The organism is Pseudomonas sp. ERMR1:02 (genome assembly GCF_002277815.1).
Lineage (GTDB): Bacteria > Pseudomonadota > Gammaproteobacteria > Pseudomonadales > Pseudomonadaceae > Aquipseudomonas.
The window spans coordinates 20,441-33,657 of the sequence record NZ_NKJI01000027.1 but is presented as its reverse complement, the minus strand read 5'-3'; the positions used below and the strand labels follow the sequence as shown (position 1 = coordinate 33,657).

The following is a 13,217-nucleotide window of genomic DNA, read 5'->3' as shown; positions in this document are numbered from 1 at the left end:
CATTCATGGAAGGTGAATGTGACCTGAGTGTCTCGACCAGCTTCACCCACCTGTCATCCTGTTTCCTCTGCCCGAGAATCAGGAGCAGGGTGACGGGTAGCCCCGATCAGGGGTTTTGCACGCGACGCTTCCATCAATAACAAGCCCAAGCGGAGTACCACAGATGGCGTTCTTCACCGCAGCCAGCAAAGCCGACTTCCAGCACCAACTGCAAGCGGCACTGGCGCAGCACATCAGTGAACAGGCACTGCCACAAGTGGCGCTGTTCGCTGAACAATTCTTTGGCATCATTTCCCTGGACGAACTGACCCAACGTCGGTTGTCCGATCTCGCTGGCTGTACCCTTTCTGCGTGGCGCCTGCTTGAGCGCTTCGATCATGCGCAACCGCAAGTGCGCGTCTACAACCCCGATTACGAACGTCACGGCTGGCAGTCGACCCACACCGCGGTCGAAGTGCTGCACCACGACCTGCCGTTCCTGGTGGACTCGGTGCGTACCGAGCTGAACCGTCGCGGCTTCAGCATTCATACCCTGCAAACCACCGTGCTGAGCGTACGTCGCGGGAGCAAGGGTGAGTTGCTGGAAATCCTGCCCAAAGGCACCCAGGGCGACGACGTGCTGCAAGAGTCGTTGATGTACCTGGAAATCGACCGTTGCGCCAACCCAGCCGAACTGAACGTGCTGACCAAAGAGCTGGAGCAGGTGCTCGGTGAAGTGCGCGTCGCGGTAACTGATTTCGAGCCGATGAAAGCCAAGGTCCAGGAAATCCTGACCAACCTGGACAACAGCCGGTTCGCTGTCGATGCCGACGAAAAGAGCGAAATCAAGAGTTTCCTGGAATGGCTGGTGGGCAACCACTTCACCTTCCTTGGCTACGAAGAGTTCGTGGTCAGCGATGAGGCCGATGGCGGTCACATCGTCTACGACCAGAACTCGTTCCTGGGCCTGACCAAATCGCTGCGTACCGGCATGACCTACGATGACCTGCGCATCGAAGACTACGCCGTGAATTACCTGCGCGAGCCGAAACTGCTGACGTTCGCCAAAGCCGCGCATCCGAGTCGTGTACACCGTCCGGCTTACCCGGACTACGTATCGATCCGTGAAATCGACGCTGATGGCAAGGTCATCAAGGAATGCCGTTTCATGGGCCTGTACACCTCGTCGGTGTACGGCGAGAGCGTGCGCGCCATTCCGTACATCCGCCGCAAGGTTGCGGAAATCGAACACCGCTCCGGCTTCCAGTCCAAGGCTCACCTGGGCAAGGAACTGGCGCAAGTGCTCGAAGTGCTGCCGCGCGACGATCTGTTCCAGACTCCGGTGGACGAGCTGTTCAGCACCGTGATGTCAATCGTGCAAATCCAGGAACGCAACAAGATTCGCGTCTTCCTGCGCAAAGATCCGTACGGCCGTTTCTGCTACTGCCTGGCTTATGTGCCGCGTGATATCTACTCCACCGAAGTGCGCCAGAAGATCCAGCAAGTACTGATGGATCGCCTGAAAGCCTCGGATTGCGAGTTCTGGACGTTCTTCTCCGAGTCCGTGCTGGCCCGCGTGCAACTGATCCTGCGCGTCGACCCGAAAAACCGCCTCGACATCGACCCGCAACAGCTGGAAAACGAAGTAATCCAGGCCTGCCGCAGCTGGCAGGACGACTACTCCGCACTGACCGTCGAAAGCTTCGGCGAAGCCCAGGGCACCAACGTGCTGGCCGACTTCCCGAAAGGCTTCCCGGCCGGTTACCGCGAGCGTTTCGCAGCGCATTCGGCCGTGGTCGACATGCAGCACCTGCTGAACCTCAACGACAAAAATCCGCTGGTGATGAGCTTCTATCAGCCACTAGGCCAGGTCTCCGGTCAGCGCGAGCTGCATTGCAAGCTGTACCACGCCGATACCCCATTGGCCCTGTCCGACGTCCTGCCGATCCTGGAAAACCTCGGCCTGCGCGTGCTGGGTGAGTTCCCGTATCGTCTGCGTCACAACAGCGGCCGCGAGTTCTGGATTCACGATTTCGCGTTCACTGCCGCTGAGGGCCTGGATCTGGACATCCAGCAACTCAACGACACCCTGCAGGACGCGTTTGTCCATATCGTGCGCGGCGATGCCGAGAACGATGCGTTCAACCGCCTGGTACTGACCGCCGGCCTGCCATGGCGCGACGTGGCCTTGCTGCGTGCCTACGCCCGTTACCTGAAGCAGATCCGCCTGGGCTTCGACCTGGGCTACATCGCCAGCACCCTGAACAACCACACCGACATCGCTCGCGAACTGACCCGGTTGTTCAAGACCCGTTTCTACCTGGCGCGCAAGCTCAGCAGCGACGACCTCGAACAGCGTTTGGAACAAGCGATTCTCAGCGCTCTGGACGACGTCCAGGTGCTCAACGAAGACCGCATCCTGCGTCGTTACCTGGACCTGATCAAGGCGACCCTGCGGACCAACTTCTACCAGACTGACGCCAACGGCCATAACAAGTCGTACTTCAGCTTCAAGTTCAACCCGCACTTGATCCCTGAACTGCCGAAGCCTGTACCGAAATTCGAAATCTTCGTTTACTCGCCACGCGTCGAAGGCGTGCACCTGCGCTTCGGCAACGTCGCTCGCGGTGGTCTGCGCTGGTCTGACCGTGAAGAAGACTTCCGTACCGAAGTCCTGGGCCTGGTAAAAGCCCAGCAAGTGAAGAACTCGGTGATCGTGCCGGTGGGCGCGAAGGGCGGCTTCCTGCCGCGTCGCCTGCCTTTGGGCGGCAGCCGTGACGAGATCGCGGCCGAGGGCATCGCCTGCTACCGCATCTTCATTTCGGGTCTGCTGGACATCACCGACAACCTGAAAGACGGCGCACTGGTACCGCCGGCCAACGTCGTGCGTCATGACGACGATGACCCGTACCTGGTGGTAGCAGCGGACAAGGGCACTGCGACCTTCTCCGACATCGCCAACGGCATTGCCATCGACTACGGCTTCTGGCTGGGTGACGCGTTTGCGTCCGGTGGTTCGGCCGGTTACGACCACAAGAAAATGGGCATCACCGCCAAGGGCGCGTGGGTTGGCGTACAGCGCCACTTCCGCGAGCGCGGCATCAATGTCCAGGAAGACAGCATCACTGTGGTGGGCGTCGGCGATATGGCCGGTGACGTGTTCGGTAACGGCTTGCTGATGTCCGACAAGCTGCAACTGGTCGCAGCGTTCAACCACCTGCACATCTTTATCGATCCGAACCCGGAAGCGGCCAACAGCTTCGCCGAGCGTCAGCGTCTGTTCGACCTGCCGCGTTCGGCATGGTCGGATTACGACACCAGCATCATGTCCGAAGGCGGCGGGATCTTCTCCCGTAGCGCGAAGAGCATCGCGATTTCCCCGCAGATGCAAGAGCGTTTCGACATTAAGGCCGACAAGCTGACCCCGACCGAATTGCTCAATGCCTTGCTCAAGGCACCTGTGGATCTGTTGTGGAACGGCGGTATCGGTACTTACGTCAAAGCCAGCAGCGAAAGCCACGCCGATGTCGGCGACAAGGCCAACGATGCACTGCGCGTGAACGGCAATGAACTGCGCTGCAAAGTCGTGGGCGAGGGCGGTAACCTCGGCATGACCCAACTGGGTCGTGTGGAATTCGGCCTCAATGGCGGCGGCTCTAACACCGACTTCATCGACAACGCCGGTGGCGTGGACTGCTCCGACCACGAAGTGAACATCAAGATCCTGCTGAACGAAGTGGTTCAGGCTGGCGACATGACCGACAAGCAACGTAACCAGTTGCTGGCGAGCATGACCGACGAAGTTGGTAGTCTGGTGCTGGGCAACAACTACAAGCAGACTCAGGCCCTGTCGCTGGCGGCTCGTCGTGCCCTGCCACGGATCGCTGAATACAAGCGTCTGATGAACGATCTGGAAGCTCGAGGCAAGTTGGATCGCGCCATCGAGTTCCTGCCGGCGGAAGATCAGATCAATGAACGCATCGCGGCCGGTCATGGCCTGACGCGTGCCGAGCTGTCGGTGCTGATTTCCTATAGCAAGATCGACCTCAAGGAGCAGCTGCTGGGCTCCCTGGTGCCGGATGACGACTACCTGACCCGCGACATGGAAACCGCTTTCCCGCCGACCCTGGTGAGCAAGTTCTCCGCAGCCATGCGCCGGCACCGTCTGAAGCGCGAAATCGTCAGCACCCAGATCGCCAACGATCTGGTGAACCACATGGGCATCACCTTCGTTCAACGACTCAAAGAGTCGACCGGCATGAGCCCGGCGAACGTGGCCGGTGCCTACGTGATCGTGCGTGACATTTTCCACCTCCCGCACTGGTTCCGTCAGATTGAAAACCTGGACTACAAGGTTTCCGCCGACGTGCAACTGGAGCTGATGGACGAGCTGATGCGTCTGGGCCGTCGCGCCACGCGCTGGTTCCTGCGTGCCCGTCGCAACGAGCAGAACGCCGCTCGTGACGTCGCGCACTTCGGTCCGCATCTGGCGGCGTTGGGCCTCAAGCTCGACGAACTGCTCAGTGGCGAGATCCGCGAAACCTGGCAGACCCGTTATCAGGCTTACGTTGCGGCTGGCGTGCCTGAGTTGCTGGCGCGCATGGTGGCTGGCACCACGCACCTGTACACCTTGCTGCCGATCATCGAAGCCTCCGATGTGACCGGCCAGGACCCTGCGGACGTGGCCAAGGCCTACTTCGCCGTGGGCAGTGCGTTGGACATCACCTGGTACCTGCAACAGATCAGCGCGCTGCCGGTTGAAAATAACTGGCAGGCACTGGCCCGTGAAGCGTTCCGCGATGACGTCGACTGGCAGCAACGTGCGATCACCATCTCCGTCCTGCAACAGGGCGGTGGCACCCAGAATGTGGAAACACGCCTGGAGCAATGGATGGCGCAGCACGAAAGCACGATCGAACGCTGGCGTGCCATGCTGGTGGAAATCCGTGCCGCCAGCGGCACGGACTACGCCATGTACGCGGTGGCCAACCGGGAGTTGTTGGACGTGGCGTTGAGCGGTCAAGCAGTAGTACCTGCCGCCGCCGCTACCGCGGCCAGCGCCGAACTGGAGCCTGCGGCCTGATTAGGCGTTGAATGAAAAAGCCCCGTATCGAGAGATACGGGGCTTTTTTATTGTGCGCCCAGCATGGGCGCAATCTTGTGGGTGAAAGTCCCGCCGTGAGCTGACCACAGCGAACGAAGTGAAGCGCAACTGCATGAGGGTGACCGAGTGTGGGGAGGAAGCGTGAATCGAAACCGTGAGCCGATGGACAAGAACCGGATATAAGGCGATGCCGACCAGGGCGAGCGGGCAATAAATCGCAAAGCTCTTGTGGTCAAAGGGCGGCAACGTAAATCCGGCGGTTGTGCGGGGAAGGATTGCGTTCTTACCTGGGGAGATCTCGCCTCGTGCCTGAAAGGGCGACGGCGTAAGCCGGAGCGAGAAGTCAGCAGAGGCCGTAGTAGTCTTTTTTTTTGACGAAGGGCCGAACGAGAGAAAGCGTTATAGGCCATGTTGATGCGAACGACCGGAAGTCAGATGCCTGCCAAACGCGGGGCGGATAGAGACTGCGAACGGTGAAACCGTGAGAAGCTCCGTCAGCGACGAGGTCAATCGCCCGCAAAATGAACCCGACAACGCAGGGCAAGGGCTGCTGGAGCGGGCCTTTGCGAGAGAAAACCTGAAACGGGCGTGGAAGCGGGTCAAGGCCAACAAAGGTGCGGCGGGAGTCGACGGTCTGGATATTGAACAGACCGCCGAGCATCTGCTGACTCGATGGCCAACAATTCGTGAACAGCTTCTATCAGGTGTCTACCGGCCCAGTCCGGTACGCCGAGTGGTCATTCCCAAACCTGACGGCGGTCAGCGCGAGTTGGGTATTCCCACGGTCACCGACCGCTTGATCCAACAAGCGTTCCTGCAAGTCTTGCAGCCAATACTCGATCCGACGTTCAGTGAACATAGCTACGGCTTTCGCCCGGGGCGCTCGGCGCAGGATGCCGTTCTAGCGGCTCAGCGTCATGTGTCTTCAGGGCGCAGAGTGGTGGTGGATGTTGATCTGGAGAAGTTCTTTGACCGGGTCGATCACGACATTTTGATTGATCGTCTAGGCAAAAGGATCGCGGACCGGGCGGTTGTTCGCTTGATCCGGGCTTATCTGGATGCGGGAACGCTGATCAATGACGTGGTCGAGAAAAGCCGCTGCGGGGCGCCGCAAGGCGGTCCGCTGTCGCCGTTGCTGGCGAATGTGCTGCTGGACGAAGTGGATCGGGAGCTTGAGCGTCGAGGTCATTGCTTCGTGCGCTATGCCGACGATGCGAATGTGTATGTCCGCAGTCATAAGGCGGGGCAACGGGTGATGGACTTGCTGAAGCGTCTGTATGAAAGGCTGCACTTGAGCGTCAACGAGAGCAAGAGTGCGGTGGCGAGCGCGTTTGGCCGCAAGTTTCTGGGATACGCCTTCTGGGCTTCTCCACAAGGCGTCAAAAGAGCAGTGGCGGTCAAGGCGCGCAAGCAGTTCAAACAACGGATACGCGAACTCACCCGTCGCTCAGGCGGTCGCAGTCTGCGACAAGTTGTCGAGAACCTACGCCCTTATCTTATGGGCTGGAAAACTTACTTCGGGTTGTCACAAACGCCGAAAATCTGGCGAGAGCTGGACGAGTGGATGCGACACCGATTGCGAGCGATCCAGCTTAAACAATGGAGGCGTGGTCCGACGATTTACCGCGAACTGCGGGGGTTGGGAGCCAGCAGCCAAACGGCTCGGAAAGTGGCGGCCAACTCTCATAGCTGGTGGCGTAACAGCCGCTTTGAGCTCAATCGAGTGTTGAATGTGGCGTGGTTCGACAGACTGGGTCTGGTGCGACTCTCATAACCTCAATCTCTCGAACCGCCCGGTGCGGACCCGCATGCCGGGTGGTGTGGCAGGGGAGCGGCCTATGAAGGCCGCCCCCTATGCCGATTTCAAGCGTTACGGGGGATTCCTGCGAATGACGGGTTGATCAATCCTCGTCGTCATCCTGAAGCCTTGGCTCGATGTACAAGGGGTAGGGTTCAGAAATGGTCCTAAGGGGAACGTTCCGCTCCAGGATACTCAGAGTGAACTTCACGGACTCCCCGGATTGATCGCCAAAGCAATACAGATTCGGATTCTGCATCAGTTGGCGTTTCACCATGCCTGTGTTGCGGGCCTTGAGATAGACGCTGACCGTGTCAGTCTTGAGATCATCCAGGGTAATGATGTCTTGATTGGCATTCAGCAAATTAAATGAAGTGGTATCACCGCCGGCGGCAGGAAACGCGCCGAGAATGCCATTAGTGTTTTTGCTGAGGTATTTCCCGAGGTACGCTTCGCTGAGAATCTGGATGTTGTAGTAGTCGTCGTAGCAGTCGAAAAACGCAATCATCTCGTCCGAGCGAGTGCGAGTGGCGGGAAGAGCCCTCTGAATCTTGACCATCCCCTTGCTGATTTCAGAATAATGATGATAGCTCGTGAGAAGATTCCCTTGGCCTGCGCTGCGGGAAGGCATTTCATCGAAAAATTTCATCTTTGCATCGTCGCAGCGGATGCATGCGATAAATGATCTTTCCTGTTCCGTACTCATAAAAAACTCCATGTGCTGAGTGATTCGCGTCGTGCGAGAAGTCAGGATAGCGATGTCGATTTCGAGTGGTAACGGAAAATGGTTGCCTGATATTGCTTCGAAGGATTAATGCTGCCTGTTCGGGCCTCTTCGCGAGCAAGCCCGCTCCCACATTGGATTTGCGTCATGCACAAAACCAATGTGGGAGCGGGCTTGCCCGCGATGGGGCCATTTAAATCAATACAAATTCATGCCTGTTTTATTATCGATCATTGACACCTTATCTGTCGGCCTGGTCAATAAATTACTGAGCGATTGGTCAAACTTCTGCAGTGCCCTTACTTGCACATTCTGCTGCTCGTTAATATCGGCGACAATTTCTTCACTGCGTTTATAGTCCGCCCATACCGGGCTGAGTGCTTTGGCATCATGCCCCTGTGCAGTACCGATGTAGTTGAAGTTGCTGTCGTAGAAGTCCGCACTGACATCGGCCTTGATGTCCGAACTGCGCGAAGTCATGAGTTGACTGCGGCTGTCGATCACCGCGACGACGTCCGGTTTGGCTGCCTTGAGGCTTTGCATGTCCGGATACACCGTGACCGAACCGAACTGCCGCTGCAGGGAGGCCTTGACCCCATCCACGGCCATATCAGGGTTGGAGGTGGCTACATAGGCATCATGAATCGATTGCACCAGCAAGCTTTGGCCGAAACCGGTGCCTGCATTGGCCTGGTAATCCTGCAAATAGGCACGGTTGGCCTGGGTATTGCGGCTGTACACCACGCCCAGAGAAACTTTAGCCCCGTTGGGAATGCTGGTTGCACTGCTGCGACCCACCGGCTTGCTGAAGATACCGTCCAGCGAAGAAACCGCCGAAGGCGCAGTGGGAATCGAACAGCCGGTCAAAAGAGTCGTTATCGTCAACGTACTGACAAGCGCAAGTTTCATGGTGTTTCTCCAGTGAAACAACATCAGTCGGGAAGTTATTAAGCCGGAGATAACCGGCAGTGCATTCAGACTAAACCTGGAGCGGCGCGATGAAATAGCCAATATCAGCCTTTATTAAGTGGGCAATAGTTTTGTTTGGTGTAAAGATATCTGGTTAATTACCCGGAGAAATAAAAAGGCCCGAATTGATGATTCAGGCCTATTTATTTATAGCTGTCCGTTCAGCGATCAGTTTTTCAATGGGACCAGCACTTTCTCGTCCGGCGACAAGACCATGAATACCAGCAACCTGGCAGGCTTGGTGGCGCTGGCGTTTTTTGAGACCAGATGCTCGGAGCCTGCCGGCTCATACCAATACTCGCCTGCCTTGTAGGTAATCTCATTCTCGCCTTTGACCTGGGATGTAATAGATCCCGAGAGGACGTAGGCCATGGCGGTACCGTCGTGCTTGTGAGCAATGGAAGATTGGCCGGGCTTATAGTCGACTTCAATCATCAGCGCTTTTTTGCCCGGCACGTTTTTCAGCATTTGGTCTTGCAAAACCGTGACCTTTTCCGACGGGTCATGGGCGAATGCCGAGGCGGAAACGGTCAGGGTCAGGGCGACAAGGGGAGCGGCACAGAAGCGCAAAACGTTCATGTTCATTACCTGCGTTGGACGAGTTGTCAGGGACAAATCTAGTCCGCTACGAGTGACAAACAAACAGCCAATATTCGGGAAGGTCAGGGGACCAATGCAGGGGCCGTAAACGAAAAAGATCGCAGCCTCCGGCAGTTTCTGCAGAGGTACCCATACCCTGCAAGAACAGCCAAAAGACTGCGATCTTTAACCGTTTTTCTATCGGATCGGAAAGCTGTTGAAGTCGACGGCATTGGCCAACTGGCAATCGATCAGGTCGATAAAGCCTTGCACTTGGGGGCTGTTGAAATGCGATTGCATGGCTGCTTCCGATTGCCAGTGGGCGCTGACAGTCCAGCGATTACTGTCCTCAGGGCAGCGGTCGACCATATAGGAGTCACAGCCCGGTAGTTCGCGCAGGGTGTCGACAATCTTTTGCAATTGCTTACCCAGTTCTTCCGAGCGGCCGGAGACGGCCTGCACCTTTACGGTATTGATCACGTTGTAGGACATTGCTCACACTCCTGAATCAGGCCGGACGAATCCTGCTCATTGAGGGATAACGCCTATGCAGGATAGGCCTGCACTCCCGGACCACCAATAGCCAATCGCGGGATAAAGCCGCAGTCCAATCCGTCAGGCAACCTGCTGCAAAATGTCTCGAAGGCGGTCCAGGGCGATGTCGATGTCCAGGGTTTCAATGGCACCAAAACCGAGGAAAAACCCGGCTTGCGGCGCTTGCTGGTAGAAAAAGCTGTCGATGGCATAGAGCCCGACTTCAACCTTTTTCGCCAGTTCGATCACCAATGGAACGTCGATTGGCACTTTGCACAGCACCACCATGTGGAAACCGGCCCTGGTTGGCACCGCTTCGAGCCATGGCGAGAGATCACCGGCCATGCGCGCCAGGATCCGGTCACGTCTGCCTGCATAAATCGTATGGCAGCGTCGAATGTGCTTGAGCAGGCAACCTTCAGCGATGAACTTGGCCAGCGCCCACTGGGGCAGGGTGGAGGTATGCAGATCGGTGAGTTGCTTGGCGCGGATCACCGCTTCGAGGATCGCTGGCGGCAGTATCGCGTAACCCAGACGCAGTTCCGGCAGCAGGGTTTTCGAAAAGGTCCCGACGTAGGCGACAATCCCGCGCTCGTCCATGCTTTGCAGCGAGTCCGTAGGTCGACCTTCGTAGCGGAATTCGCTGTCGTAGTCGTCCTCGATGATGATTGCCCCCAGTTCATGAGCCTTGGTCAGCAACGCCACCCGTCGTTCCTGGCTCATGGGCATGCCGAGGGGGAACTGGTGCGAAGGGGTGACATAAATCAGCCGTGTACCGAGGGGGATTTTGTCCACCTGGATGCCCTCGGCATCCACCGGAACCCCGATCACCGTGGCGCCGTGGGTGCCGAACAACAGGCGTGCGGGCGGATAACCGGGGTCTTCCATGGCCACGATGCTGCCGGACCGCGTGAGCACGCGGGAGATCAGGTCCAGGGCTTGCTGGGCACCGTTGCACACCACCACGTCTTCATCCTGGCAATTGACTCCGCGGGAAAACGAGATGTGCCGCGCGATGGCATTGCGCAACGCCGGCAGGCCTTCGGCCAGGCTGTAAAAGCCTTTGGAAGCGGCTATCTGGCGCAAGGCGTGGGAGGTGCAGCGTCGCCAATCGTCCTGGGGAAACTGGCCCTTGCTGGTGGCGCCGCCAATGAAGTCATAACGCAGCGAGCCTTCCAGCGTCGGGTGGCGCAGAAATACCGGCAGGTTGCGCCAGGACTCGATCACCTCGAAACCGGCCAGCTCGGAGTGGCTCTGCTTGCGCTCGACCTTCGAGGCCCGGGCGTTGACGTAGGTGCCTTTGCCGATCACTCCGGTGAGGAAGTTTTCGTAAGTCAGCTGGGCGTAGGTATCGGAAATGGTCTTGCGCGAAATGCCCAGTTGCTCGGCCAGCAGGCGGCTGGGTGGGAGCTGCGTCCCTGCTGCCAGGCGACCCGATTCGATGGCACTGCGCAGTTGGTTGTACAACTGGCCCGACAGATCCTTGCGTCCGTTGATGACAACATGTAGTTCCATACCGGCAAAGCTCCGCAGCAGTGAAGGCGCGTGTGCGTCGCGCCAGAGTACCCTCATCCGGCTGCCATACAGAAGTTGCGTGGCGCAAAAACCGTCAATTGGTCATGCACTAGGTGGTCCATGGATATTCCGTAGAATTGGATCTGTAACGCGCACGTATCAACCACTACCGTGAGAGCACATCATCGCTGCCCGAGGTCGCTCCATGAACCCCCGTCTGGATTACTACAGCGCTTCCCCCAAAGCGATGAAAGCAATGATCGCCATGGAGGCCCTGACCAGCAGTTTGAGCATCGAACCGGCGCTGCTGCACCTGATCAAGATCCGTGCGTCGCAGCTCAATGGCTGTGCATTCTGCACCGACATGCACTCGGTGGATGCCCGGCGTCTCGGTGAGACCGACCGGCGTCTGTATTCCATCGTGGTCTGGCGTAACAGCAACTTCTTCAACCCACGCGAACGCTCAGCACTGGCCTGGACCGAGGCGGTGACGCTGCTCTCGGAGAACCATGTGCCGGATGACGTCTATGAACAGGCGCGGGAGCAATTCAGTGAAGGCGAATTGGTGGACCTGACCATCGCCGTCACCACCATCAACAGCTGGAATCGCCTGGCCGTGAGCTTTCGGCAAGTTCCCAGCACCTGATACAAGTCCTGCGCCATCCACAACCCTGTAGGAGCCGGCTTGCTGGCGAACCAGACACCACGGTGAACCAGACACACCGCCTTGGCTTGGGCGAGTCCATCCAATTACAAGGGTTCTCGCATTGCCCTAAGCATGCGTTGTAGAGTGACAAACCATGTCTGTATCAAGGATGAATCACCCATGCCCGTCTCTGAATCGGTCATCACCCTCGAACGCCTAAACGAATCCCACCTCGAAGGCATTACCGCGCTTTATCACGAACCGGCGGTTTTGCGTCAGACGCTGCAAATGCCGTTTCTGTCCACCGAGATCTGGCGTAAACGCCTGGCGTCCTACGACGAGCGGGTCGTGCAACTGGTGGCGCTGCATCAAGGAACAGTCATCGGCAACATTAGCCTTGAGCAGTTTTCGCGCATCCGCCGCAGCCACGCCGGCAGCTTCGGCATGGGCGTTGCGCGGGCGTGGCAGGGCAAAGGCGTGGGTTCAATGCTGCTGGCGGCGGCGCTGGATATTGCTGACAACTGGATGAACCTGCGCCGTGTCGAATTGACCGTTTATGCTGACAACGAAGCCGCCATTGGGCTGTACCGAAAATTCGGTTTCGAAACCGAAGGGCAGTTACGCGACTACGGGCTGCGTGACGGCCAGTGGGTTGACGTCCTGAGCATGGCGCGCCTGCGGCGCATGCCCGGCTGATACCTCCCGGCGTTTAGTCGTACGCAATCCGCGCGCATCTGCCATGCTCAAAGTCCGCAGCACCGTTTCAACCAAAGGAACACCGCAATGGACGATGTACAGCAACTGGGCGAGATGCTTCGCCACTACGCAGACAGCGAAGCGCACAAGAAGCAATTGTTTGAATCGCAATCGGCCGTGTGGGCGACGCTCATTGGTGAATTGTTCGATCAGATCCAGCAATGGCTGGAACCGGTGCTGACGCCGAATCTGCTTGAGGTGAGTCGCGAACAGTATGTTGCGTTCGGGCCGAGTGTGCCGGTCGAGACGTCGACGTTCAGGACCGAGAAGCTGTCCATTTTGATTGCTGGTAAGCCGGTGGAATTTGTGCCGGATGTGATGGGTGTCGGTGGTCAGATTTCCGTGGCGGTGATGGGCTTTACCGCCGCGCGTTATGGCAGCGTTTCGCTGGTCTGCCTGCCGCCGTCGGATGGCTGGCAGTGGCGCAAGACCAATGGTTTGAAAGACCCGGATACCTTTGCGTTTGATGCGGACTTCCTCGCTCAGCAATTGCAGAGCCTGATACCCCGCGAGCGCAGCTGAATTCTCTGGACACCACACATCCCCCTGTGGGAGCGGGCTTGCTCGCGAAAGCGGAATATCAGTCAACATCAATGTTGACTGATACGGCCCC

At 58.0% G+C, this 13,217-nt stretch carries 10 protein-coding genes; 5 read left to right on the top strand and 5 right to left on the bottom strand.

Annotation, left to right across the window (positions count from 1 at the left end; all coding sequences use genetic code 11):
- Positions 1-163: 163 nt before the first annotated feature.
- Together CES87_RS29280 and ltrA are read left to right on the top strand one after the other, a co-directional pair.
- On the top strand, positions 164-5,062 hold the full coding sequence (locus CES87_RS29280) for an NAD-glutamate dehydrogenase (RefSeq protein WP_128608841.1): 4,899 nt from the start codon (positions 164-166) through the stop codon (positions 5,060-5,062).
- Between the two features lie 502 nt (positions 5,063-5,564).
- Positions 5,565-6,857, top strand: a complete 1,293-nt coding sequence (gene ltrA / locus CES87_RS29270) for a group II intron reverse transcriptase/maturase (protein WP_128606251.1) — start codon at positions 5,565-5,567, stop codon at positions 6,855-6,857.
- 127 nt (positions 6,858-6,984) lie between these two features.
- Here the strand turns inward: ltrA and CES87_RS29265 are convergent, their stop codons facing one another.
- From CES87_RS29265 to CES87_RS29245, 5 genes are all read right to left on the bottom strand, one after another.
- Entirely contained in the window at positions 6,985-7,587 is a 603-nt protein-coding gene (locus tag CES87_RS29265; protein ID WP_128608840.1) for a hypothetical protein, read from the bottom strand.
- A gap of 216 nt (positions 7,588-7,803) precedes the next feature.
- Positions 7,804-8,514: an ATPase gene (locus tag CES87_RS29260; RefSeq protein WP_128608839.1), complete on the bottom strand. Its 711-nt coding sequence runs from the start codon at positions 8,512-8,514 to the stop codon at positions 7,804-7,806.
- A 228-nt stretch (positions 8,515-8,742) separates the two neighbouring features.
- The gene (locus CES87_RS29255; protein WP_128608838.1) at positions 8,743-9,153 is read right to left on the bottom strand and encodes a cupin domain-containing protein; all 411 of its coding nucleotides are present in this window, start codon (positions 9,151-9,153) and stop codon (positions 8,743-8,745) included.
- Between the two features lie 198 nt (positions 9,154-9,351).
- Complete coding sequence (locus CES87_RS29250; protein ID WP_128608837.1) at positions 9,352-9,645, bottom strand: antibiotic biosynthesis monooxygenase family protein; 294 nt, start codon at positions 9,643-9,645, stop codon at positions 9,352-9,354.
- 123 nt (positions 9,646-9,768) lie between these two features.
- Entirely contained in the window at positions 9,769-11,202 is a 1,434-nt protein-coding gene (locus CES87_RS29245) for a PLP-dependent aminotransferase family protein (protein WP_128608836.1), read from the bottom strand.
- A gap of 205 nt (positions 11,203-11,407) precedes the next feature.
- Here CES87_RS29245 and CES87_RS29240 point away from each other — a divergent pair, with 205 nt between their 5' ends.
- The 3 genes from CES87_RS29240 to CES87_RS29230 all read left to right on the top strand — a co-directional run bounded on the left by CES87_RS29240 (position 11,408) and on the right by CES87_RS29230 (position 13,126).
- Positions 11,408-11,848, top strand: coding sequence for a carboxymuconolactone decarboxylase family protein (locus CES87_RS29240; RefSeq protein ID WP_128608835.1), 441 nt, complete (start codon positions 11,408-11,410; stop codon positions 11,846-11,848).
- Positions 11,849-12,028: 180 nt separating this feature from the next.
- Entirely contained in the window at positions 12,029-12,544 is a 516-nt protein-coding gene (locus tag CES87_RS29235; RefSeq protein ID WP_128608834.1) for a GNAT family N-acetyltransferase, read from the top strand.
- Positions 12,545-12,631: 87 nt separating this feature from the next.
- The gene (locus CES87_RS29230; RefSeq protein ID WP_128608833.1) at positions 12,632-13,126 is read left to right on the top strand and encodes a hypothetical protein; all 495 of its coding nucleotides are present in this window, start codon (positions 12,632-12,634) and stop codon (positions 13,124-13,126) included.
- Positions 13,127-13,217 lie beyond the last annotated feature (91 nt).

Bases quoted from the DNA above. Each gene is read 5' to 3' on its own strand.
- CES87_RS29230 (WP_128608833.1), top strand. From the start codon at position 12,632: ATGGACGATGTACAGCAACTGGGCGAGATGCTTCGCCACTACGCAGAC.
- CES87_RS29260 (WP_128608839.1), bottom strand. From the start codon at position 8,514: ATGAAACTTGCGCTTGTCAGTACGTTGACGATAACGACTCTTTTGACC.
- CES87_RS29245 (WP_128608836.1), bottom strand. From the start codon at position 11,202: ATGGAACTACATGTTGTCATCAACGGACGCAAGGATCTGTCGGGCCAG.
- CES87_RS29240 (WP_128608835.1), top strand. From the start codon at position 11,408: ATGAACCCCCGTCTGGATTACTACAGCGCTTCCCCCAAAGCGATGAAA.
- CES87_RS29255 (WP_128608838.1), bottom strand. From the start codon at position 9,153: ATGAACGTTTTGCGCTTCTGTGCCGCTCCCCTTGTCGCCCTGACCCTG.
- CES87_RS29235 (WP_128608834.1), top strand. From the start codon at position 12,029: ATGCCCGTCTCTGAATCGGTCATCACCCTCGAACGCCTAAACGAATCC.
- CES87_RS29250 (WP_128608837.1), bottom strand. From the start codon at position 9,645: ATGTCCTACAACGTGATCAATACCGTAAAGGTGCAGGCCGTCTCCGGC.
- CES87_RS29280 (WP_128608841.1), top strand. From the start codon at position 164: ATGGCGTTCTTCACCGCAGCCAGCAAAGCCGACTTCCAGCACCAACTG.
- CES87_RS29265 (WP_128608840.1), bottom strand. From the start codon at position 7,587: ATGAGTACGGAACAGGAAAGATCATTTATCGCATGCATCCGCTGCGAC.